Origin of the sequence: Bacillus infantis (genome assembly GCF_020171945.1) — a bacterium.
Lineage (GTDB): Bacteria > Bacillota > Bacilli > Bacillales > Cytobacillaceae > Bacillus_AB > Bacillus_AB infantis_A.
The window spans coordinates 81,725-102,641 of the sequence record NZ_JAIVAP010000012.1; the positions used below are offsets into that span (position 1 = coordinate 81,725).

Sequence of the window (20,917 nt, forward strand, 5' to 3'; positions counted from 1 at the left end):
GCCCGAGCTTAACCAAATAATTATTTACTTGAGGACTGCTTAGGCAGTCTTTTTTGTTTTTTTCATTTTAATAACATACACTGCAATTTATCATTCAATTCTATTAAAAAGAAAGTTGAAAATGATATAATAATCTATATACTGCGGCATATAATGCTAGAAATGATAGAAAAGAAGGCAGGGAGGGGGCTGGAGTCTGCTAAAATTAATCCGTATTTTAATTATTGTATCTATTTTTCTGGTCATTAGTTTTTATTTTAATATATCATCAGACCCTAAAGACGAACTCCTGATCAGTGATGAGGAAACTAAACCCAAAGAAGACAATTCCCTCAGCGGGCAAAATATGATAGACGAATCTTCCTTAAAGCTCCCTGGGGAGGGACTGTCATCGCTTATTGGAAAAAATGCCTCTGATCTGCAATCCTTGCTTGGCGACCCGGAACGTAAAGACCCATCAGAATATGGCTATGAATGGTGGATTTACAAGGAAGCTACCAGCCGGTATGTTCAGGCGGGTGTATCGGATGGAAAAGTTGTCACGCTGTTTGCCACAGGGCCCGATGCTGACGTGAGCCCGTTTAATATAGGTCAGCCGGTCAGCGAAATCTACTCTTCTGTATTTATTGATACTAATATCAATTTTCAATATAAAGGCAGCTCTTACCGGTTTGAACTTTCTGAAGACGATCTTAATACCAGGCCGCTCATCAAAACGGGAAAAATTTATGCGCAGCTGTATATAGACCGTTTTACAGGCAAGCTGTCGAGTATCAGGTATATGGATGCCCCGACGCTTGTAAAGCTTCGGCCGTATGAACTGGTATACAGGGGGGACCTGATAGAAGCCGATCCTTCAGAGCAGGCAGAAAAGAGGCTGATTGAAGAAGGCAATGAGAAGCAGATTTTTGACATCAGCAATTTTATCAGGGCGAGACATGAACTGAGTGTGCTTGAATGGGACAAAGCTACAGCAAGAGTAGCTTATGAGCATAGCAGGGATATGTTTGAAAGCAAACAATTTTCCCATACTTCTGAGAAATTCGGCGAGCTGTCGGACAGGCTTGAGGCTGGGGAAGTTTTTTATCAGATGGCTGGCGAGAATATCGCCGCACACTATGTGGATGCTCCCGCAGTAGTGGAAGGCTGGCTGAATAGCAAAGGCCACAGGGAGAGCTTGCTTAACCCGGATTTCACCCACCTTGGGGTCGGGGTGTACGACAGGCATTATACTCAGAATTTCATACAGAAATGGCAAGAATGAAAATAGTCAAAGAGGCTTCCGGACTGCCGGGAGCCTCTTTAATCTTTTAGTCTGTTTCCAGGGATACTGTCTGTATCAGGCATTCCTGAGCATTAAACGGTTTATAATGAAAATATCTTTCTGCCATTTCCCGAAAAAGATAACATATTCGCCCTCTTTTAAACCGGGATTCCTGAAGTCTTGATCTGCTGCCTGAAGTTTTCTGGCTATTATTGTCTCTGCTGCAGCCTGAAGCCGTATTTCAAGTACCCAAACATGCAGATGATGATAATACTGCTGTTTTTCAAGGTGAAGTGCAGTGACTTTCCCTTCAATCACTGCTTCTTCAGAGACCGTGCCGATGTTTCTCCATTCTGCCTCGGATTTCCGCCTTTCCTTCCTCGTAACCCAGAAGAAGTATAAGCATATGATAGGGATGACAATGGCAGTGACCATATAGCCCTCCTTATTTCTTTTCAATAACAAAGAAGCTGCCGGTAGCCTGCGCGATTTTTCGCCCGTCGTCCCTGTATACATCAGCAGAAAGAACCATCGTCTTTGTGCCTTTGTGGCTGAGAGCAGCCGTACATATAATGTTCTCGCCTTTACCGACAGCCAGATAGTGGATATTCAGCTGTGTTGTGACTGCTCCATATCCCTCAGGCAGAAGTGAGTTGGCAAGGGTGCCCATTGCTGAATCAACCGCAGTGGCCGTCATCCCGCCATGCACAATGCCGAGTGTATTATGCAGGAGGGGGGAGACGGGCATTGTTACTTTGCAATCCTGCGCTGTGATGGTCCGGTCCATATGCAGGATTCCGCCTATATAGGAGCTGTTTACGTTATCCTGCTTCTTCTTCACTCCAGCAAGAAGTGTGTGCAAAACCTCCCTGTCTTCATCAGTGGCCTGTTCAAGGCAGGCCTCGAATAAATTCCTTAGCTGCTCATCCATCAATATCACCTTTCACATGCTTTCTGCTTCATATCTTATCATTTAATTGGCATTTTTTGCATCTGTGAAAGGCAGCTTTCACATTTCATGAAGCTTTTTCATATGGTAACGTAGGCGAATGCATCAGATGAGGTGATTGAATTATGACTGAAAAGAAACTTCATCCTTCCGTTGCGCAATTCAAGGAATTCGTAAAATCCAGGCCGCATATTATAAAAGAAGTAAGAGATGGAAAGTCGACGTGGCAGGATCTATACGAAGATTGGTACCTTCTCGGTGAGGAGGATACCAGATGGGGGGAAGCGGCTCCTGGGGCAGAAGTGAAGGAAGAGGAGAAAAAAAGCGACTGGATGTCCACAGTGATGGGCACCGTCAAAAAATTGGATCCCAGCCAGGTGCAAGGATATATTAATAATCTCAGCCAGGCCCTGTCTGCGGTCCAGGGCGTGATCTCCCAATTCCAGACAGGAAGCCAGACGCCGGGTTCTCAAAGCCAGGTCCAGGCAAAACCGCCTAATCCCTTTTCATTCCGAAAAGATTGATTTAAGGCAGGTGTGAAATGAGAAGAGATATCCTTGACTATTTAGATCAGAAAAAAGAACTGAAGCAATTTATGAGGGAACAGCCGCAATGGTATCGCACTTTATCCAGAAATCCCCAGGAAATACAAGCGCTGGAGGTTGCCGCACTGCACTATTATAAAAGAACGATTCCGCATCATGTAGAGAAGTTCAACAATGGCGTCCAGATGGCCTCCATGATGATGAGCATGTTTCAGGCAATGAACTCACAATCTTCATAGTAAGCTCTTCTCCCCGGGAGAAGGGCTTTTTTCATTATACAAAATATCCGCGATCTCTCTGAAAATTTCTGCTCATAAACAGCCCCTTTCCAAGAAAGACTAAAAATAGCCTTAGTAGCAAAGGAGGAACAGGAAATGAAAAAAGTATTCGCCTTGTTCATGGGAATGGCAATGCTGGCTGCCGGATGCGGCAAAGATTTGCCGGAGCCGGAGGCAAAGGCTTCTGAAACAGGGGGTATGGCGGCCAAAAACATATCAGCAGCAGGGGTGGGGGAAGATGAGAACCCTCTTTTTGTCAAGTATACACTTCATGGCAGTGACCTTTACATAGACTGTATTGTTACAGGTATTTCTTTTCGGGAAGGTGCCGGGGAACAGCATGGAAAAATCCTGCTGTATGCTGACGGAAAGAAAATACGGGAAGTACATGCTGCTTCCTTTTCGGTCAAAGGACTCGCAAGCGGAACCCATAGGATAAAGGTGAAAGTCGTTTCAAAAGGGTGGCCTGCGGGGGAGGAAAAGGAATTTACTGTAAAAATTCCTTAAGCACATACTTCGCAAATGATCATATTCATGATAGAATATGAATCGGAGGTGGGCTTTTCATGCTTGCAACAACCGAAAGAATCGAATTGCTTGAGAGAGCTGACCAATTATCGGCCATGATTCTTACATCAGAAGCGGCGGAGCAGTACCGCGCTTGTTTATATAAAGTGAAAAACAGCAGGGAGACACAAAGGAAAATTAAAGCCTTTGTAAAAATGAAGGAGCAGTACGAAGAAGTGCAGCGCTTCGGAAGATATCATCCTGATTATAAAACAGTGATGATGAGCATCAGGGAAGTGAAAAGGGAGATGGACATGGACATCCATCTGGCTGAGTTCAAAAAGGCTGAAACTGATCTGCAAAGCCTTCTTGACGAAGTCAGTCTCATCATTGGAAAGTCTGTCTCGGAAAGTGTAAAGGTGCCGACCGGCAACCCGTTCTTTGACTCCAGCTGCGGAGGCGGCTGCGGATCTGGCGGAAGCTGCAGCTGTTCTGCATAAATCAACCTGGCCCGGGAGCTTGTACTCCCGGGCTTTTTCTATTCCGGGCCAGCTAATAAGTCTATAAGCTTTTCTTGATATATGCCTTTTTGTTTGCTAGACTATAAAAAACTGCCAAATTGAAGGGGAAAATTATATGCTAGGTCAGCGACAGGGAATCATTGTTTGGCTTTATTCTCTTAAGCAGGCAAAAATGCTGAGACGGTTTGGAAATGTCCATTATGTTTCCAAGAAGCTGAAGTATGCGGTCATTTATTGCGATATAGAGGATACTGAGGCATTGATCCAAAAGATATCATCCTATTCATTCGTAAAAAAGGCTGAGCCTTCCTATAAACCGTTTCTGAAGACAGAATTCGAAAATTCGAAGCCGGATAAAGCGAAAGAATACGATTATAAAATGGGCATTTAAAAAGGCGGGGAGAAATCCCTGCCTTTTTTGGGGTTATAAAAGAAATATTGAAGCATCAATCAAAATGGGTGCCTGCCCTCGAGTTCTTGCCTGGCAGGAAGTGATATACGCCGCCTGCGCTTTTGTCATTCTAATGCAGCGGCTGTATATAATGGTTCAATCTGAGAATGCCGATGAGGTACTGATAGAATAATTCCTTTTCTGCAAAGAGTGCGGAAGGCTTTACTTCCAGACGTATCATTTCCTTTCCGCATTCATCAGCCAAATCCTTAAATAATCGAAATCTGGCATTGGGAGCAGTGTCAGGATGGGGGACACCTTCCCGGCAAATATACAGAGGCTGGAATTTCCCTGTCTCTGCAGGTTTGAGCACTGCGGCGACCGATGTCATCTCTTTCCCTTCAAAAGTGGATTGGAATGCAATCAGATGCTGCAGCCGATGCTTATTGGAACGGACAATTTCAAGTAATTCATATATATCGGAATAACCTTCTCCCAATTCAATAAAACGCTGGATCACATAGATTCCTCCTGGCTTATATGCATAAATTTAATGAATCTCCTGATACTTTATCACTTAGCAGAGTGTTTGAGAAGCCTGCACTCTAATCTGGAAACGGCGGCCTTTGGTGGAAGTCCATAGAAAGAACAAATGATATGTAAATCAGGAACCAGGATAAAAGTTTCATGAAATCGTGAAAAAAAGGATAGTCCTGGTCAGATTCATTTGCTATTGTATGAATAAAGAATTATTTTTTGAAGGGGAATCGGCATGTGGAAAGGATTGTTTCTTAGTTTTTTGGCATTAGGGACTGTAATCGGCGCAATGCTGTTCTTTCAGTGGAATGCCTACTCCAAACAGACAGAGCCTTCTAAGGTGAAGGAAACAGCCCAGCAGGAGCTGACAATAGAAACAAAACAAGATCAATTATTTGTTACACAGACTATAAAAGGCCTGTCGAAAGGCAAAGAATACAGGACTGCCAAGACAGAAAAGCAGTTCAGATGGGAATGTCCCGGCATAGAAGGGAAGGGGTGCAGCTCGTCTGATGAGGATCCGTCCACATTCCTTTCTGAAGACGGCAGCCTCACGTTCGAATATATCATCCCTGTCGGCGCTTCTCCAGCTGCTTTCCTGCTGACTGATTGGACGACCATGATTCCAGATGTTCTAATAGATGAGACACTCACTGTCATTGTAGATTCCTCCAGAAGGTCTGGGACCTGGGCTGCAGGCGGCCGTCCAGAAGGGTACAAGCAGGGGGAGCTGATCGATTATTATGTGTTTGAACGGGAAGGGGACGCACCGGCAATCTTCTGGCAGGCTGAAAAGCTGAATACTCTGGAGGCAGCCGATCATGTTATCTTTTTATCTGCAGAGAAAGAAAACGGACTTTCCATAGATGCGGAAAAGGCGGAGAAAATTGCGGATCTGCCGTTCTTAACTTTGATCCAAACCGGTTCCTATAAGGAAGCTGCCGGCAGCGGACTAATGATTATTAATCCCGGAGCTGATCCAAACGAGCTGATGTCTAAAATTCTGTCTCATGCGCTCAAAGAGAAATTCAGCGGGACACCTCCTGATGAAACCTGGCTGCTGGATTTAGCAGCTTCGGCAGCCCTTTCACAGGAGCCTGGCTCTGAAAAAGCCAAAAGTCTTCTGGCAGGTCTGAAGGAAGTCCTGGGTGAAGAAGGAATGGAACTTTTTTACTCTTACGTTAAAAATTCGGATTCTTTGAATGCGGAACAGCTGGATCGCTTTCTTATAAATGAGCTTGGAAAGGAAACAAGCTATTTTACCCTGAACAAAGATGAGAAAGCTCCTTATATTCCTTTTTATTTTGCTGATGAGCGTAAAATAGATGTAAATGGGACAGAGTCTGGATTGAAAGCAATCGGACTGAATGGAAAAACATATTTTCCTTTTATAAAAACTGCAGGGCTGCTTGGATTCAAAGCTGAAAAGGTCTCTGCTAAGGAAATCCTCCTTCAGGGGGCGGGCAATAATAGCTACCGTTTCTTTCTTGACAAAAATATTTTCATATACAATGAAGAGGACTACGGGCTCCTGGAGAATCCGCTGGTAACAGTAGGATCAGAGCTTTTTATGGACAGGCATTGGCTGGAAGCGCTATTTAAAATAAATGTAGCTGAAGAAGAAAAAAGGATCTCAATCGAAAAAGGCAAATGAGAAAAGCTGGTGATGCCAGCTTTTTTCATCTGTTCGTTTATGAAAAAGCTAAGAATTTGACGATGATGATCTAATTTTGTCCCTCAGGCACCACGACCTTCTAATGGAGAAAAAGAAAAAACCCTGCATTTCTGCAGGGCCCTTCTATATCCCATAGGGACAGAAGGCAAAGGGAGAGGAGAAACCGGAGGAAGAACTTATGGGGAAACGTAAGTCTTCTCCGCGGTTGGCAACAACACCCTCGAATAGATGTTGTTACTTACATTATTTCCATAAAGAACATGGTTATACACCTTTTGGGAACATTTTTTGCAGTTAAGCATATTCTGATCGCTCAGCTGGCAGAATCAATTGAAATCGTGATGACCCAATGCAGAGACAGGACGTGGCGTTCTTAGCCTGCGTTCCTTAAATGAGCAAGGCGCTTGCGCCTTTCGTATGAATCCGCTTTCAGATAGCCTGTTGGCGGCATAGGTCGAATTGTGTTAGGATAAATAAGAAAATAAGGGAAAATGTCAAATGATTGTGGTGATGAATGATGAGAGTGGTGTCGGGTGAATGTAAAGGCATTTCTTTAAAAGCAGTGCCCGGAAATACAACAAGGCCAACCACCGATAAGGTTAAAGAAGCTATCTTTAATATGATTGGGCCGTATTTTGATGGCGGAACCGGTCTTGATCTTTTTGCCGGCAGCGGCGGCCTCGGAATTGAAGCTTTAAGCCGGGGGCTCGAAAGCATGATTTTCGTTGACCGTGAAGGAAAGGCAATCAAGACGGTCCATGAAAACCTCGAAGCCTGCGGCCTTGAGGAAAAGGCGGAGGTTTACCGGAACGATTCTGAAAGGGCATTGAAAGCGATTGTTAAAAGGGAAATTTGTTTTGACTATATTTTCCTGGACCCTCCTTATAAAAAACAGCAGCTGTTGAAGCTGATGGAACTGATCGGCCGGCATTCCCTCCTGAAAGAAGAGGGAGTTATCGTTTGTGAACATGCTTCTGATATAGAACTGCCGGATGCGGCCGGGAATTTTGTTAAAACTAAAAGCGAGACATATGGAATAATAGCAGTTTCAATTTTTACATACAGCAACGGTAATGAAGGAGGATGACAATGGCAAGCATTGCAGTTTGTCCGGGCAGCTTTGATCCCATTACATATGGCCACCTGGATATCATTAAAAGGGCCTCGAAGGTGTTTGACCAGATTCATGTGGTTCTGCTCAATAACTCATCCAAAAATCCGCTGTTTTCTGTTGATGAGCGCATCAGTCTGATCAGTGAAGTAACGAAGGAATTCCCCAATGTGAAGGTGGACTCTTTCCAGGGACTGCTTGTTGACTACGCAAAAGGTGTCGGGGCAAGCGCGATTATCAGGGGGCTCAGGGCGGTTTCAGATTTTGAGTATGAGATGCAGATTACTTCAATGAACCGGGTATTGAATGAGGAAATAGAAACATTTTTCATGATGACAAACAATCAATTTTCTTTTTTAAGCTCCAGCATCGTTAAAGAAGTGGCTAAATACGGCGGAGATATTTCCGAGCTTGTGCCAGAGGCTGTCCAGAAAGCTCTCAGCGGGAAATTCAATCTGCAGAATTAAAAAATAACCGGCAGCTGCCGGTTATTTTTTTTGTGCGTCTCCTGCATAAATTTGCCTGCCCAGCAGGAAAATATAGACAAGCAAAGCTGCGAGCGTTATCAGCGGTCCATGCTCTGCCAGGAAGGCAGCGGCCTGTGAATAGGCATTTCCGCCAAACAGTCCCACAGGCAAAGCATTGGAAGGGGCATCTGTATGATAAAACCTTTCATATACTGGCCCCCACAGAAGAAAGGCGAACACAGCTGCCGCAAGTCCATGGATGATTCTTGCAGCAAAGAAAGGCTTAAAGCCGATATCTGTCTGGGCCAGAATGCTGGCCACCTGGGCCTGTACACTGAATCCTGAAAATCCCAGCACAAGACTTGTTACAATAACCTGCTGCATCAGGGTGGCCTGCTGAATTTGGCTCGTCATCTGGCTTCCCAGTGTTATTTCAAACAGCCCTGAGATAAAGGGGATGCTGAGCTCGGAAGGGAGACTGATGCTGCTGAAGGCGACTGCTATGAATTCGGCTACAAAAGCTGTGATATGCAGATGAAAGAGCAATTTATTGATAACCGAAAATAAAATGATGAAGCCTCCGATCATAAGGAGCGTCTGCACTGATGACATGACAGCATCGCCGAGCAGCTTTCCGATGGGCCTGTTGTCATTGATCCTTGTCTGATGGAGGGCAGAAAATGCAGCCCTGAGAGAATTTTTCCTTTTTGGCTTTGAACGGGTCATTTCTTCTTTTCTTCCATAGAATCGCATGATCAGGCCGACAGTGATATTTCCAAGATAGTGGGCCAGAGCAAGGATGATGCCGATTTTTGCATTGTTGAAAAATCCGACAGAGACTGCTCCAAAAATAAACAGGGGATTTGATGAGTTTGTAAAAGAGACAAGCCTTTCAGCTTCTGTTTTGGTCAGCTGGTCCTCCTGGCGCAGCCTGGCAGTGAGTTTTGCCCCGGCAGGATAGCCTGAAGCCATCCCCATCGCCCAGACAAACCCGCCGACGCCCGGAACGCGGAAAAGCGGCCGCATGAGCGGCTCAAGCAAAACTCCGAGGAATTTGACCACCCCGAATCCGATCAGCATCTCAGATACAATGAAAAAGGGGAGGAGAGAAGGAAAGACAATTTCCCACCACATATTGAGGCCTCTTATCGAGGCGTCCACTGATTCTTGTGGAAAGGATATGAGCGATACAGCCATTAAAGTAACGGATAAAGCTAATATGAGTGTTTTTAGTTTGGAACGCAACACCGGCAAATCCTCCCTTATCAGGTAAACAAACTGTGCAGCTCATGCGGAACAGTGATAAACTGTATTTATAATCAGCGGACCGGGTGTGGTACAGCAAACCGTCCCTCCTGAGTCTGCGCAGCAGATTTTTCAGCCAATATACAGGGTTTTCCATTTGCTTTTGCCCAATCGGCTTCAGCCGGGCACGCCTTGTCCCCATATATCCCAATATACTCATAGAAAGATAAAATAGACCATAAGATTAAACCAGGCTTTATTGTGTTTGGAGCGGAGATAAGCAAATGCTTGACTATCTCCCGCTATGAGTCTTATATAAAAGGGGGGATGCTGATGAGGCAGCCCGTGATTGGATTGGCGCTGGGATCAGGGGGAGCCAGGGGGTTCGCCCATCTTGGCGTCATTAAAGTGCTGAAAGAGGAAGGAATCAATGTCGATGTGATTGCCGGGAGCAGCATGGGAGCGCTTGTAGGCTGCTTTTATGGAGCTGGACTGGACATTGACAGGCTCTATAAGCTTGCCGGGGCTTTCAAAAGGAAATACTATCTTGATTTTACAGTACCTAAGATGGGGTTTCTGGCTGGCAAGAAGGTGAAGGAACTTATTCGATTGTTTACCCATGGCAAAAATCTCGAAGACCTTGATATCCCTGTCAGAGTGGTTGCAACTGATCTAATGCTAGGGGAAAAAGTTGTTTTCAGCAAAGGGCCGATTGCTGACGCCGTCAGAGCCAGCATATCAATACCCGGTATTTTCATTCCCGAAAAACTGGAAGACCGGCTCCTGGTCGATGGAGGGGTCATTGACAGGGTGCCGGTGTCAGTTGTCGAAGAAATGGGAGCAGACCTTATCATAGCTGTCGATGTGTCAAGAGTGAAGACCAGCTCGGACATTACATCCATATTCGATGTAATCATGCAAAGCCTGGATATTATGCAGATGGAGCTGGTTTCGAACCGGGAGATCGCCTCTGATATCATGATCAGGCCGCATGTGGAAATGTACAGCTCCAGAGCTTTCACCAATATTGAGGATATCATCAGAATTGGGGAAGAGGAAGCAAGGAAGCAAGTTCCCAGAATAAAGGAAGCTATTCAAAATTGGAAGGGGCAAGAAGACGATGAAGAGAAATAAAATCTTCCTCCGTTCCTTCTTTATCGCTGCAGTGATTTTGCTGGCAGGGTTTTTCTATTATCTGCCTTATTATGTAACAAAACCAGGCATGGCCAAGCAGCTGGAACCGATAATTGAAGTGGAAGGCGGATATGATGAGTCAGGGGACTTCATGCTTACGACCGTCAGAATGGGCAGGGCCAATATATACTCCTATCTGACTGCAAAGGTGAGCAAGTTCCAGGAAATCTATCCTGTCGAGGAAATTAGGCGCGAGGATGAAACTGATGAAGAATACAATGTCCGCCAGCTGCATCTGATGGACACATCAAAAACAGCAGCCATTGAGGTAGCCTATAAAAAGGCGGGCCTCCCGGTGGATTATGAGTACAGAGGCGTCTATGTGATGAATGTCCTGCCTGATATGCCTGCTGACGGAGTGCTGAAGGCAGGCGATATGATAACACAAGTCGACAATCAGAAATTCAAGTCGTCTGAAGAATTCATTTCCTATGTCAGCGGAAAAAAAGAGGGAGATACCATCACGCTTGCCTACAAAAGAGGCGAAGAGAGCAAAGAAGCAAAGGTTTCACTGAAAGCCTTCAAGGATGACCCTGATAAAGTCGGGATCGGGATATCGCTTGTCGATGACAAGGAGATTAAAGTGGATCCGGAAGTCAGCCTCAATACAGAGGAAATAGGCGGACCGTCGGCTGGATTGATGTTTTCGCTTGAAATCTACAATCAGCTGACCAAGGATGACTTGACAAGAGGCTATCAGATTGCGGGAACAGGAACCATTTCTGGTGATGGAACGGTCGGAAGGATTGGCGGCATAGAGCAGAAAATTGTAGCGGCCGACAAAGCTGGTGCAGAAATTTTCCTGGCGCCGAATGAAAATGGGGCAGCCGGATCGAATTACAGCGAAGCAGCCAAAACTGCCGAGGAAATCGGGACAGATATGAAAATCATTCCCATCAACACTTTTGAGGAAGCGGTAGATTATTTGGCAGGCTTGGAACCAAAATAACAAGCAGGCAGGATTATTCCTGCCTGCTCTTATTTGTCACGCCCTGCTTCCCTTCAGGTAGATTGGGGGCTGAGTGTATTCCATATCCAGCAGCTTCTGGCGCTGCGGATGGGGCAGGGCTGAAGCGTAGATCCTTGCTGCCCGTATATCCTGCCGCACAGCTTCTTCCGGAATGGAGGACAGCTTGGAGATGAGAGGCAGGCCCAGGCTTCCTTTTTGCCTGTTTAAATATATCCGCCCTTCCTCACTCATTCCGAGCAGCCGGAGGTAGGATGCTGACTTAGGCTGCGGCAGCATTTCTTCTTTTTTCGTATTGGTCAGTATATGGACACAAGCGCGCTGCAGCCTTGTCCATGTGTATCGCTTCGTTTTTATGGATTCCATGAACTCATGGAAGGTTCCTGCCTTTATAGCCGAAAGCATGAATCTGTTTTCAAGGCCCTCTTCCATTTCATAGATTTCCTTTAGTTCAGTAGCTGACATCTGGAGCAGCCGGTACTTGAGGAAGGGCCAGTACATTTCCCACTTGTGGAAGGCACCGAAGGTTTTTTTATAATCTTTCATGATTTCAAGCGTTGTTCCAGGAACATAAGATTTGATATCGGTCAGTTCCTGCCCTTCTGAAAACAAAGCTTTCCTGATGCTCGTTGCACTCGCAATGGTCTCGGATGAGAAGTGTTCGTCATGGTAGCCGGCACTTTTCCTTTCGACAGTCAGGAGCTCCAATTTCTGATGGCGGGAATGGACCGACTTGGCGTACTGATAGCCGAGAATATTGTTAGGCTTGGACAGGTCCAGACCATCTTCGCCAAGCCCGAGATCTTTGAAAGCAAGGGACAATGCTTTAGGATAGCTGTTTCCGTCTCCTATATGGTGCTTGATCCTTTCCTGATAGGCTTCATTATGCTTGTCGAGCAAATGGACGGTATAATTGAATTTATTGATGTCTCCTGATTCGCTCCCAAAGCAGAGGGAGCTGCATCCTGAGGCAGCAAGAATGGAAACCGCCCCGTCCGCAAAAGTTTCGGCATTTTGAACAGCGAATTTATAGGGAAGCTCAAAGACGAGGTCGGCGCCGGCTTTTAACGCCATTTCAGCCCGTGCCCATTTCGAGAGCAGCGCCGGTTCGCCTCTTTGGAGGAAATTTCCGCTCATGACAGCAATGGCAACATCTGCGCCTGCTGCTTCCTTCGATTTTTCCAGATGATATAAATGCCCGTTATGGAAAGGATTATACTCAACGATCACACCAACTGCTTTCATAAGAACATTCCCCTTATAATGGTTTAATATCGGCTGCTTGTGATAAACCTATATTATAGTGACAGAAGCTATAATGGTAGATGAGCCTTCTCCTTCAAGCGGAAAAAGCCCGGAAAATAAGCCGATTCTGCGTTTAACTAGCTTAAATTATAGTGTAAAGAAAAAATATTGACAAATAATTATATGAAAGCTATAATTACTTTTGTTGCCTTGGGGTGATTCGTATGAAATGGACAATAAGTCAATTACAGAAATATCGAAGCAAGGATTATCCGATCGATGAAACAGTGGATGTGAGCGGGATCAGGGAGACCGACCCGACGATCAGAGAAGTTTCTCCGATTCATATATTTGGCCGGGCGGATATAGATTCGTCCAAGGTGACTTTTCATTTAACCATTAAAGGTCATCTGGTGCTGCCTTGTTCTCGTACGTTAGTTGATGTGCATTATCCAATTAATGTTGAAACAACTGAAACATTCCTCTTAAAAGGTTTGGACTATGAAACCGAAGAGGAAACCCATCAGGTGAAAGGCGATGTCATTGATCTTCAGCCGATCATTGAAGAAATCCTTTTGCTTGAAGTCCCTATGCAGGTTTTTTGCGAGGACAGCGGTGAAGAGGGTGCCCCCCAATCCGGCAAGGACTGGGAAGTCATCCAGGAGGAAGACCTTCAAAAGAAAGTTGACCCCCGGCTTGCTGGGCTTGCGAATTTCTTTGATCAAAATGATCCCTCCGGCGAATAGCAGGAATACTGGGATTATGATCCCCGGAATATTTCCGGACTAATGAACTACTACAAGAAGCATTTGAAGAATCCAGCGAATACCTGGCCTTCATAACTTTCTTAATACTCTTTAAGGAGGTGGGAAGAATGGCTGTACCTTTTAGAAGAACTTCTAAAACTGCGAAAAGAAAACGTCGCACTCATTTCAAACTGCAAGTGCCTGGTATGGTAGAATGCCCAAACTGTGGTGAGATGAAACTTGCTCACCGCGTGTGCAAGGCTTGCGGAACATACAAAGGAAAAGAAGTTGTTAACGACTAATTTTCACCATTAAAAGCACAGGGATTATGTCCCTGTGCTTTTAATTTGGGCTTTTTTTGGAAGCTGGGCTGTTCTGCGATTTTATTGCTATTTAGCCGGACTTCTTCCTATAATGGAAGAAAAGTGAAGGAAGATGATGATGCCGTATTTGATAGAACAGCATGAAGATGGACTGCTTCAATTCACGATCAACAGACCGGAAGTCCGTAATGCAATCAATTATGAAGTAATGGAAGGGCTGAGGGAGGCTGTCAATCTGGCGGGCAGTAAAGAGGTTAAGGCACTCATGATAACCGGGGCCGGCGGCCAGGCTTTTTGTTCTGGCGGAGATTTAGGGCTCTTCCACAGCCTGAAGACAGAGGAGGAGGCTTTTGGAATGCTGTCCGGGATGGCGGCAATCATGAAAGACCTGCTGTTCCTGCCAAAACCGACAGTCGCTTTTTTAAATGGGGCGGCGGTCGGAGGAGGATGTGAGCTTGCCTCTGCCTGCGATTTCCGTATAGCAGCTTCAGGTGCAAAGGCGGGATTCATCCAGGGAAAGCTAGCAATTACCACAGGCTGGGGCGGAGGCTCTATTCTAATGGAGAAACTTCTGCCCGCCCATGCTCTAAAAATGCTGGCAGAAGCATCGGTTTATGAATGCTCTGAACTGCTGGAGCTCGGATTCATCCATAGACTAAGCGAACAAGATGCGCTCGAAAGCTGCAGGGGCTTTTTGTCAAAAATCCTTCAGCTGGATGTGAATGTGCTTGAAAGCTACAAAAAGCTGCAGATTGAGAAGTGGCAAAATAGCCATATACTGGAGAGAATTGACGATGAGGTCCGCCGCTGCGCAGTTTTGTGGGAAAAGGATGAGCATCATGCCCAGGTGGACAAATTTCTAAATCGATCTTAATTATTTTAATTATTATGCAACAGTCTATCTTTTCTAGCAGAAGCATATGCTTTTAAAAAGACTAGGAGGGATAGCTGATGTCGACAACAAGGCAAGATGCCTGGACCCAGGATGAGGATCTGCTGCTTGCTGAAGTGGTTCTTCGCCATATACGGGAAGGCGGCACACAGCTGCAGGCCTTCGAGGAAGTGGGAAAACAGCTTTCAAGGACCCCTGCGGCCTGCGGTTTCAGATGGAATTCTTATGTGAGGAAGCAATATAAATCAGGGATTGAGCTTGCTAAGAAACAGCGGAAGGAATTGAAGAAAAAGCCGGAAGCAGTCCAGACTGCCAAGCAGGAACCGGAACATGCCAAAACAGAGGGCGGCATCTCCACGGAAAATGCCGTATCCGGGGCTGAAATCCCTGAATTTGAGGTTCTTGTGGGGTATATTGAAGCATTGTACCGCAAAGCCAATCATCCAGCAGCTGCTGAGACTGGAGAGCAGATCAAGAAACTGGAGAATCAGGTATTTTACCTGGCTGCAGAAAACGAAAGGCTGCTGAAGGAAATTTCGGTCATGGAGAGAGACTATGATGCGCTTACAGAAATAATGGAAAGGGCAAGGAAGATGGTGGTGCTGAAAGAGGAAGACCGCCAGCAGAAAACAAAGCACAGCCTATACCAAAAGTGATTATATTAAAAAGCGGACAATTAGATGTCCGCTTTCTGGCTGTCTGCCCCCTGTTATTTGGTTTCAGCTGTCTGTTCAGATGCTCCGGCAGGGATCCATACCAATGGGTTTTCTCCCAGATCCCTTTCTATGTCATACGAAACAGAAGTGAATCCCATCCTCTCCCAGAAATCCTTTGATTTGATGCGGGGATTGGTTTTGATAGGAAGCTTGAAGCTTTTCGCAAAGTTTACAAGCGCAGTTCCGTAGCCCTTGCCCTGGTAATCAGGAAGAACCTCCAGCTTCCAGAGTTCAAGATAATCCTGCGGCGGGCTGAAGTACCGGTCAAACTTCGCAGCTTCCCGATACAGGCTCATTCTGGCAACCAGCTTATCCCCGAAATAGATCCCGTAAAAAGGAGACTCGCTGTCGTTTTCAATAATATTGGCTTCAAGATCTTCAAACATGGATAATTCCTGCAGGCCGTATTCTTTGAATCTTTTAAATTCCTCAAGAGTTTTATAGTTCACCTTTAATTTTTCTACTTTAAATTCCATTTTGTTTCCCCCTTGCATACTGGTTACATTACATCATATGAATTTTTTTGCCCTGCAGTATAGAAAATTAAACCTGCCTCGTGGAGCAAAAATTTGAAGGCGCTTTTCTACATTATATAACAAAATAACAAATAATTCTGCATAATCAAGCTGCAACTGCTGTTGAATTTTATGGCAGCATGAGGAGTTCTGGGATGAATATTCTCCTGCGAGGCGAAAAAATAGCGTGCTATTAGCTATTTTCAAATAATTTAGAAAGCGTTTTCAAAAAAAGAAGGGAAAAAGGAGAACTTTGTAGAAATATATTTTATTGCAGGGATTAAGCCAGGAAAGGGGATTGAATGTGCGAAAAATACTGATTGCAAACCGCGGCGAGATTGCCTCGCGCGTTATTAGAACATGCCGTGAAATGGGAATTGAAACTATTGCTGTTTACTCGGATGCAGATAGTGGAATGCCGTATGTCCAGGAAGCGGATCAGGCTTTCCGGATAGGGGAGCCCCCGGTTGGCAGATCTTATCTTAAAGCAGATGAATTACTGCGCATCGCCAAAGAAGAAGGAGCAGACGCTATCCACCCGGGCTACGGCTTTTTGTCAGAAAACGCGGCTTTTGCCCGCGCTGCAGCTGATGAGGGGATCGTTTTCATTGGACCTGCCCCTGAGACCATCGAGCTGATGGGGGATAAGATTGTTTCCCGGGATACAATGGCCAAAGCGGGAGTCGCGGTGGTTCCTGGAAGCAGAGAAGGTGTCGCCACGCTGGAAGCGGCTATAAGCCTCGCAGATGAAATGGGTTATCCTGTCATGCTTAAGGCAAGCGGCGGCGGGGGAGGGATCGGAATGATCCGCTGTGAAAATGAGCAAGCGCTCGCTAAGTCCTACGACTCAACGAAAGCACGTGCAAAAGCTTATTTTGGCACAGATGAAGTATTTGTTGAAAAGTATATTCCTAATGCCAGGCATGTCGAGGTCCAAATATTCGGGGATTCATTCGGAAACCTCGTGCACATGTACGAAAGGGACTGCTCGATCCAAAGAAGACACCAAAAAGTAGTTGAAGAGTCGCCATCCCCGTTCATATCTGAGGGGACAAGGCAGAAGATGCTGGAAACAGCGCTGAGAGCAGGAGAAGCGGTCGGCTACGTAAATGCCGGCACGGTTGAATTCATTGTAGATGAAGAAGAGAACTTCTATTTCCTGGAGATGAATACAAGGCTCCAGGTCGAGCATCCCGTAACCGAGCAGATCACCGGCCTGGATCTTGTGAAATGGCAAATCCTCGTGGCAAGGGGTGAAAAGCTTCCATTGCTTCAGGATGAAATAGCAAGAAACGGCCATGCAATCGAGTTCAGGCTTTATGCGGAAGATCCTGTAAGTTTCATGCCTTCTCCAGGGAAAATTGATAGCTTTTCCTGGTCAAAAGGGGAGGGAGTCCGGATGGATAATGGGTATCTCGCGGACAACACGGTCACCCCATTTTACGATCCGATGATTTCGAAATGCATCATTTTCGGGGGTTCAAGGGCAGAAGCGGTCAGAAGGGCTTCTGATTTCTTTGCACAGCTGGAAATCAAGGGGATCAAAACAAATGCTCCTTTATTTCAGCAAATATTAAATGACGAAGATTTTATTAAAGGAAACTATACAACTGCCTTTTTGGCGGAAAAGAAATTTGCAGTTCATTAAGAGGAGGAAATCACATGAAAGAAATAACATCATCAATGGCTGGTACAGTTTTGAACACATTGGCAGGGCCTGGGGATGAGATCAAGGCCGGCCAGGAAGTCATCATGCTGGAGTCAATGAAAATGGAAATCCCGGTTGAAAGCCATATCGACGGAAAAGTAGCTGAGGTAAAAGTCTCAGCCGGTGATTTTGTCAATGAAGGAGACGTTCTGATCGTATTGGAATAGCAGTCCGCAAAAAGAAAAAGAGGAGGCATAACATGAAGGCAGTCAACACTTTGACCGAAACATTAAGGGAAAGGTCCGCAGCAGCAGAAGCCGGCGGGCCCCCTAAGTATCATGAAAAGCTGAAGGCGCAAAATAAGCTGTTTGTCAGGAAGCGCCTCGAGCTTTTATTTGATGACGGGGAGTATATGGAAGACGGCAAATTTGCCAATTGCAAGGAAGAAGGCCTCCCGGCTGACGGTGTAGTTTGCGCCACTGGAAAAGTGGGCGGACAGACAGTCTGTGTCATGGCCAATGATTCAACCGTAAAAGCTGGATCCTGGGGGGCAAGGACGGTCGAAAAAATTATCCGGATACAGGAAACTGCCGAGAAGCTGAAGGTTCCATTATTGTATTTGGTAGATTCTGCCGGCGCGAGAATCACAGATCAGCTGGAAATGTTTCCTAACCGCCGCGGTGCCGGCCGAATATTTTATAATCAGGTCAAGCTATCTGGAGTCATCCCGCAGATTTGCCTGCTGTTTGGACCATCTGCTGCAGGCGGGGCATATATCCCTGCTTTCTGTGATATCGTCATCATGGTGGATCAAAACGCATCCATGTATTTAGGCTCCCCAAGGATGGCTGAAAAGGTAATTGGGGAAAAAGTGACGCTGGAAGAAATGGGCGGAGCCCGTATGCATTGTTCTGTCAGCGGCTGCGGCGACGTGCTTGCTTACAGTGAGGAAGAGGCGATCGGGTATGCCAAACGGTACCTGCCATACTTCCCTCCGAACTTTCAGAAGAAAACGGAACTGCTGGAGGGGATCGCAGCCAAAGAGAGCCGTCAGCTCGAAGACATCATCCCGGTTAACCAAAATGCCCCTTTTGATATGTATGAATGTATTGATGCCCTGATTGACGAAGGCAGTTTCTTTGAAATCAAGAAGCTGTTTGCCCCTGAAATTGTTACCGGGCTGGCACGGATAGGCGGGAGAGCTGTCGGTATCATTGCCAATCAGCCGAAGGTGAAAGGCGGTGTCCTGTTTGTTGATTCAGCCGATAAAGCGGCGAAATTCATACAGCTCTGCGATGCCTTCCATATTCCGCTTCTGTTCCTTGCCGATGTCCCAGGCTTCATGATTGGCACAAAGGTTGAGCGTGCCGGCATCATCCGCCACGGCGCCAAGCTGATCGCAGCCATGAGCTCGGCAACTGTTCCGAAGATATCGGTCATTGTGCGGAAAGCATATGGCGCCGGACTATATGCAATGGCCGGCCCGGCATTCGAACCTGACTGCTGTATTGCCCTGCCGACTGCACAGATTGCGGTAATGGGCCCAGAAGCCGCAGTTAATGCGGTTTATTCCAACAAAATCAACGAAATAGAAGATCCAAAAGAAAAAATCGCCTTTGTCCAGGAGAAACAGCAGGAATACAAAGAACATATCGATATCTACAGGCTAGCTTCAGAACTGATCGTAGATGATATTGTCGCTGCCTCTGACCTCCGCGATCAGCTGATCGAGAGATTCTCCTATTATGAAACAAAAGAACTGAACTTCAGTGTGAGAAAGCATCCAGTTTATCCGGTTTGATAAAAAAGCGGAAGCGGCTTGCTCAGCCCTGATAATCTCAGGGATTCGAGGGACTGGAATTTGTAGCTGGAATATAGAAGCGGAGGGTTCCAGTTTAGAGGCTGGGACCCTCTATTTGTAAAAAAAGAAAACAGAGGGTCTCAGTGAGGGCCGCTGAAGCTCTCTGATCAAAAAAAAAGAAAACAGAGGGTCTTAGTCAAGGCTGCCGGAACCATCTGGCCAAGAAAAATGTAAATAGAAGGTCCCAGCGATAGGAGCTGCACCCTCTACCTCTGTAGTTTTGCCCCACATCTCCTCACCACGCCAAAATTTCCTTCAATCACTTAATAAACCTTTTGCGCGTGCTGGCCTTTTGCCTGATTTCATCCTATTACCTCGGCCATTTTCATTAAAAAAAGAAAAAGTCCCAGGCAGAGTACAGGAAGTTGGCTATATCTGATAGAATATTACTAAAAGTTACAAAATAGAGGAGTTTTTATGAAAATAGGAATCATTGGCGGGGGGGCCATTGGATTATTATTTGCAGCATACTTGCAGAAGGGTCATGAAGTCACTCTGTATGTCCGTTCTGCAGAGCAGAAAAAGCTTATCTCTTCATATGGGATTTCATTAATCGCGAAAGGTCAGCAACATATTTCCTATGTACAGGTGCTGCTGATCGATGAATGGAAGGGAGAAGAAGAGCTCTCCATTGTTGCGGTCAAGCAATACGATGTCCATTCCCTTATTTCTGTCATAAATGATATTCAGGCGGCACAATCTCCTGCATTCTTATTTCTCCAGAATGGAATGGGCCATCTGTCACTGCTCCACGATCTCAGGGCCAAGGCCATCCTAGTAGGGGCCGTTGAGCATGGGGCATTAAAAAAAGATGCAAGGACTGTTCAGCACACAGGAGCCGGAAGAACGAACATAGCGGTATTCTCAGGAGAAGGAACAGAAGCAGCTGAATGCCTGCAGGAAACTTCCGGAGACTTTCCTTTTGCCGTCCGCGAGGATTACAAGGATATGCTCCTTCAAAAGCTTGTCATCAATAGCATAGTCAATCCACTGACTGGCATCCTTCAGGTGAAAAATGGAGAATTGATTGAAAATCCCTATTATTACACATTGGTGCAGGACTATTTTGCAGAAATTGCCGCTGTGCTGGAGCTGGCAGATCCTGAAGAAGCCTTTGACGCTTTGGTTTCAGTCTGCAGGAAAACATCAGCAAACACTTCATCTATGCTAAAAGACCTGCAGAACCAGAAAAAAACAGAAGCGGATGCCATTCTCGGATATATTCTGGGAGAAGCGGATAGAAAAAATAAACACGCTCCCCTTGTCCATGCATTTTACTCGTGCATCAAGGGGAAGGAGCCTGGAAACTAGGGGGGATCC

25 protein-coding genes are annotated in these 20,917 nt (G+C 45.8%); 19 read left to right on the top strand and 6 right to left on the bottom strand.

What is annotated here, in order from left to right; all coding sequences use genetic code 11:
- The first annotated feature begins 238 nt into the window (after positions 1–238).
- The gene (locus LCM00_RS16205) at positions 239–1,264 is read left to right on the top strand and encodes a CAP domain-containing protein (RefSeq protein WP_404802168.1); all 1,026 of its coding nucleotides are present in this window, start codon (positions 239–241) and stop codon (positions 1,262–1,264) included.
- A gap of 75 nt (positions 1,265–1,339) precedes the next feature.
- On the opposite strand, the gene LCM00_RS16210 is transcribed toward LCM00_RS16205, so the two are convergent.
- Together LCM00_RS16210 and LCM00_RS16215 are read right to left on the bottom strand one after the other, a co-directional pair.
- Positions 1,340–1,699: a hypothetical protein gene (locus LCM00_RS16210; protein ID WP_224904023.1), complete on the bottom strand. Its 360-nt coding sequence runs from the start codon at positions 1,697–1,699 to the stop codon at positions 1,340–1,342.
- A 10-nt stretch (positions 1,700–1,709) separates the two neighbouring features.
- Positions 1,710–2,195 carry a PaaI family thioesterase gene (locus tag LCM00_RS16215; RefSeq protein ID WP_224904025.1) on the bottom strand — a complete coding sequence of 162 codons (486 nt, stop codon included), beginning with the start codon at positions 2,193–2,195 and terminating at the stop codon, positions 1,710–1,712.
- A gap of 143 nt (positions 2,196–2,338) precedes the next feature.
- Between LCM00_RS16215 and LCM00_RS16220 the strand changes: the two genes are divergently transcribed.
- From LCM00_RS16220 to LCM00_RS16240, 5 genes are all read left to right on the top strand, one after another.
- Entirely contained in the window at positions 2,339–2,737 is a 399-nt protein-coding gene (locus LCM00_RS16220; protein WP_224904027.1) for a YlbD family protein, read from the top strand.
- A gap of 17 nt (positions 2,738–2,754) precedes the next feature.
- Positions 2,755–2,997 (top strand): YlbE-like family protein, encoded by a 243-nt coding sequence (locus LCM00_RS16225; protein WP_224904029.1) that lies wholly within the window; start codon positions 2,755–2,757, stop codon positions 2,995–2,997.
- A gap of 135 nt (positions 2,998–3,132) precedes the next feature.
- Entirely contained in the window at positions 3,133–3,543 is a 411-nt protein-coding gene (locus tag LCM00_RS16230; RefSeq protein ID WP_224904031.1) for a hypothetical protein, read from the top strand.
- A gap of 59 nt (positions 3,544–3,602) precedes the next feature.
- Positions 3,603–4,043: a YlbF family regulator gene (locus tag LCM00_RS16235; protein WP_224904033.1), complete on the top strand. Its 441-nt coding sequence runs from the start codon at positions 3,603–3,605 to the stop codon at positions 4,041–4,043.
- A gap of 136 nt (positions 4,044–4,179) precedes the next feature.
- A complete protein-coding gene (locus LCM00_RS16240) occupies positions 4,180–4,455 on the top strand; it encodes a YlbG family protein (protein WP_009791147.1) in 276 nt (91 codons plus the stop codon).
- Between the two features lie 130 nt (positions 4,456–4,585).
- On the opposite strand, the gene LCM00_RS16245 is transcribed toward LCM00_RS16240, so the two are convergent.
- On the bottom strand, positions 4,586–4,975 hold the full coding sequence (locus LCM00_RS16245) for a DUF7147 family protein (protein WP_224904035.1): 390 nt from the start codon (positions 4,973–4,975) through the stop codon (positions 4,586–4,588).
- A 279-nt stretch (positions 4,976–5,254) separates the two neighbouring features.
- Here LCM00_RS16245 and LCM00_RS16250 point away from each other — a divergent pair, with 279 nt between their 5' ends.
- From LCM00_RS16250 to coaD, 3 genes are all read left to right on the top strand, one after another.
- Positions 5,255–6,646: a hypothetical protein gene (locus tag LCM00_RS16250; RefSeq protein WP_224904037.1), complete on the top strand. Its 1,392-nt coding sequence runs from the start codon at positions 5,255–5,257 to the stop codon at positions 6,644–6,646.
- Between the two features lie 538 nt (positions 6,647–7,184).
- Positions 7,185–7,754 (top strand): 16S rRNA (guanine(966)-N(2))-methyltransferase RsmD, encoded by a 570-nt coding sequence (gene rsmD / locus LCM00_RS16255; RefSeq protein ID WP_224904039.1) that lies wholly within the window; start codon positions 7,185–7,187, stop codon positions 7,752–7,754.
- A 2-nt stretch (positions 7,755–7,756) separates the two neighbouring features.
- Positions 7,757–8,245: a pantetheine-phosphate adenylyltransferase gene (gene coaD / locus LCM00_RS16260; protein ID WP_224904041.1), complete on the top strand. Its 489-nt coding sequence runs from the start codon at positions 7,757–7,759 to the stop codon at positions 8,243–8,245.
- Between the two features lie 21 nt (positions 8,246–8,266).
- On the opposite strand, the gene ylbJ is transcribed toward coaD, so the two are convergent.
- A complete protein-coding gene (ylbJ, locus tag LCM00_RS16265; protein WP_224904043.1) occupies positions 8,267–9,493 on the bottom strand; it encodes a sporulation integral membrane protein YlbJ in 1,227 nt (408 codons plus the stop codon).
- 330 nt (positions 9,494–9,823) lie between these two features.
- Here ylbJ and LCM00_RS16270 point away from each other — a divergent pair, with 330 nt between their 5' ends.
- Together LCM00_RS16270 and LCM00_RS16275 are read left to right on the top strand one after the other, a co-directional pair.
- On the top strand, positions 9,824–10,624 hold the full coding sequence (locus LCM00_RS16270; RefSeq protein ID WP_224904045.1) for a patatin-like phospholipase family protein: 801 nt from the start codon (positions 9,824–9,826) through the stop codon (positions 10,622–10,624).
- Positions 10,611–11,633 (top strand): SepM family pheromone-processing serine protease, encoded by a 1,023-nt coding sequence (locus LCM00_RS16275; protein WP_224904047.1) that lies wholly within the window; start codon positions 10,611–10,613, stop codon positions 11,631–11,633. Before LCM00_RS16270 ends, LCM00_RS16275 begins: the two co-directional genes overlap by 14 nt.
- Positions 11,634–11,669: 36 nt before the next feature.
- On the opposite strand, the gene LCM00_RS16280 is transcribed toward LCM00_RS16275, so the two are convergent.
- Positions 11,670–12,896, bottom strand: coding sequence for a nucleotidyltransferase (locus LCM00_RS16280; protein ID WP_224904049.1), 1,227 nt, complete (start codon positions 12,894–12,896; stop codon positions 11,670–11,672).
- A 224-nt stretch (positions 12,897–13,120) separates the two neighbouring features.
- Here LCM00_RS16280 and LCM00_RS16285 point away from each other — a divergent pair, with 224 nt between their 5' ends.
- The 4 genes from LCM00_RS16285 to LCM00_RS16300 all read left to right on the top strand — a co-directional run bounded on the left by LCM00_RS16285 (position 13,121) and on the right by LCM00_RS16300 (position 15,513).
- A complete protein-coding gene (locus LCM00_RS16285; protein ID WP_009791159.1) occupies positions 13,121–13,642 on the top strand; it encodes a YceD family protein in 522 nt (173 codons plus the stop codon).
- A 128-nt stretch (positions 13,643–13,770) separates the two neighbouring features.
- Positions 13,771–13,944, top strand: coding sequence for a 50S ribosomal protein L32 (gene rpmF, locus LCM00_RS16290; protein WP_009791160.1), 174 nt, complete (start codon positions 13,771–13,773; stop codon positions 13,942–13,944).
- 136 nt (positions 13,945–14,080) lie between these two features.
- Complete coding sequence (locus LCM00_RS16295) at positions 14,081–14,839, top strand: enoyl-CoA hydratase/isomerase family protein (protein WP_224904116.1); 759 nt, start codon at positions 14,081–14,083, stop codon at positions 14,837–14,839.
- Between the two features lie 77 nt (positions 14,840–14,916).
- A complete protein-coding gene (locus LCM00_RS16300) occupies positions 14,917–15,513 on the top strand; it encodes an RsfA family transcriptional regulator (RefSeq protein ID WP_224904050.1) in 597 nt (198 codons plus the stop codon).
- Between the two features lie 53 nt (positions 15,514–15,566).
- Here LCM00_RS16300 and LCM00_RS16305 read toward each other — a convergent pair whose 3' ends face one another.
- On the bottom strand, positions 15,567–16,049 hold the full coding sequence (locus LCM00_RS16305) for an N-acetyltransferase (RefSeq protein ID WP_224904051.1): 483 nt from the start codon (positions 16,047–16,049) through the stop codon (positions 15,567–15,569).
- A gap of 343 nt (positions 16,050–16,392) precedes the next feature.
- On the opposite strand from LCM00_RS16305, the gene LCM00_RS16310 reads away from it, so the two are divergent.
- The 4 genes from LCM00_RS16310 (at position 16,393) to LCM00_RS16325 (ending at position 20,908) form a co-directional block, all read left to right on the top strand.
- Positions 16,393–17,736: an acetyl-CoA carboxylase biotin carboxylase subunit gene (locus LCM00_RS16310; RefSeq protein WP_224904052.1), complete on the top strand. Its 1,344-nt coding sequence runs from the start codon at positions 16,393–16,395 to the stop codon at positions 17,734–17,736.
- 14 nt (positions 17,737–17,750) lie between these two features.
- Positions 17,751–17,963, top strand: coding sequence for a biotin/lipoyl-containing protein (locus LCM00_RS16315; RefSeq protein ID WP_224904053.1), 213 nt, complete (start codon positions 17,751–17,753; stop codon positions 17,961–17,963).
- A gap of 32 nt (positions 17,964–17,995) precedes the next feature.
- Positions 17,996–19,537: an acyl-CoA carboxylase subunit beta gene (locus tag LCM00_RS16320; protein ID WP_224904054.1), complete on the top strand. Its 1,542-nt coding sequence runs from the start codon at positions 17,996–17,998 to the stop codon at positions 19,535–19,537.
- A gap of 477 nt (positions 19,538–20,014) precedes the next feature.
- Positions 20,015–20,908, top strand: coding sequence for a 2-dehydropantoate 2-reductase (locus LCM00_RS16325; RefSeq protein ID WP_224904055.1), 894 nt, complete (start codon positions 20,015–20,017; stop codon positions 20,906–20,908).
- Positions 20,909–20,917 lie beyond the last annotated feature (9 nt).

What these genes read in the sequence shown, in the direction of transcription:
- LCM00_RS16210 (WP_224904023.1), bottom strand. Translation starts at nt 1,699, where the DNA reads ATGGTCACTGCCATTGTCATCCCTATCATATGCTTATACTTCTTCTGG.
- LCM00_RS16215 (WP_224904025.1), bottom strand. Translation starts at nt 2,195, where the DNA reads ATGGATGAGCAGCTAAGGAATTTATTCGAGGCCTGCCTTGAACAGGCC.
- LCM00_RS16220 (WP_224904027.1), top strand. Translation starts at nt 2,339, where the DNA reads ATGACTGAAAAGAAACTTCATCCTTCCGTTGCGCAATTCAAGGAATTC.
- LCM00_RS16225 (WP_224904029.1), top strand. Translation starts at nt 2,755, where the DNA reads ATGAGAAGAGATATCCTTGACTATTTAGATCAGAAAAAAGAACTGAAG.
- LCM00_RS16230 (WP_224904031.1), top strand. Translation starts at nt 3,133, where the DNA reads ATGAAAAAAGTATTCGCCTTGTTCATGGGAATGGCAATGCTGGCTGCC.
- LCM00_RS16235 (WP_224904033.1), top strand. Translation starts at nt 3,603, where the DNA reads ATGCTTGCAACAACCGAAAGAATCGAATTGCTTGAGAGAGCTGACCAA.
- LCM00_RS16240 (WP_009791147.1), top strand. Translation starts at nt 4,180, where the DNA reads ATGCTAGGTCAGCGACAGGGAATCATTGTTTGGCTTTATTCTCTTAAG.
- rsmD (WP_224904039.1), top strand. Translation starts at nt 7,185, where the DNA reads ATGAGAGTGGTGTCGGGTGAATGTAAAGGCATTTCTTTAAAAGCAGTG.
- coaD (WP_224904041.1), top strand. Translation starts at nt 7,757, where the DNA reads ATGGCAAGCATTGCAGTTTGTCCGGGCAGCTTTGATCCCATTACATAT.
- LCM00_RS16270 (WP_224904045.1), top strand. Translation starts at nt 9,824, where the DNA reads ATGAGGCAGCCCGTGATTGGATTGGCGCTGGGATCAGGGGGAGCCAGG.
- LCM00_RS16275 (WP_224904047.1), top strand. Translation starts at nt 10,611, where the DNA reads ATGAAGAGAAATAAAATCTTCCTCCGTTCCTTCTTTATCGCTGCAGTG.
- LCM00_RS16280 (WP_224904049.1), bottom strand. Translation starts at nt 12,896, where the DNA reads ATGAAAGCAGTTGGTGTGATCGTTGAGTATAATCCTTTCCATAACGGG.
- LCM00_RS16285 (WP_009791159.1), top strand. Translation starts at nt 13,121, where the DNA reads ATGAAATGGACAATAAGTCAATTACAGAAATATCGAAGCAAGGATTAT.
- rpmF (WP_009791160.1), top strand. Translation starts at nt 13,771, where the DNA reads ATGGCTGTACCTTTTAGAAGAACTTCTAAAACTGCGAAAAGAAAACGT.
- LCM00_RS16295 (WP_224904116.1), top strand. Translation starts at nt 14,081, where the DNA reads ATGATGCCGTATTTGATAGAACAGCATGAAGATGGACTGCTTCAATTC.
- LCM00_RS16300 (WP_224904050.1), top strand. Translation starts at nt 14,917, where the DNA reads ATGTCGACAACAAGGCAAGATGCCTGGACCCAGGATGAGGATCTGCTG.
- LCM00_RS16305 (WP_224904051.1), bottom strand. Translation starts at nt 16,049, where the DNA reads ATGGAATTTAAAGTAGAAAAATTAAAGGTGAACTATAAAACTCTTGAG.
- LCM00_RS16315 (WP_224904053.1), top strand. Translation starts at nt 17,751, where the DNA reads ATGAAAGAAATAACATCATCAATGGCTGGTACAGTTTTGAACACATTG.
- LCM00_RS16320 (WP_224904054.1), top strand. Translation starts at nt 17,996, where the DNA reads ATGAAGGCAGTCAACACTTTGACCGAAACATTAAGGGAAAGGTCCGCA.
- LCM00_RS16325 (WP_224904055.1), top strand. Translation starts at nt 20,015, where the DNA reads ATGAAAATAGGAATCATTGGCGGGGGGGCCATTGGATTATTATTTGCA.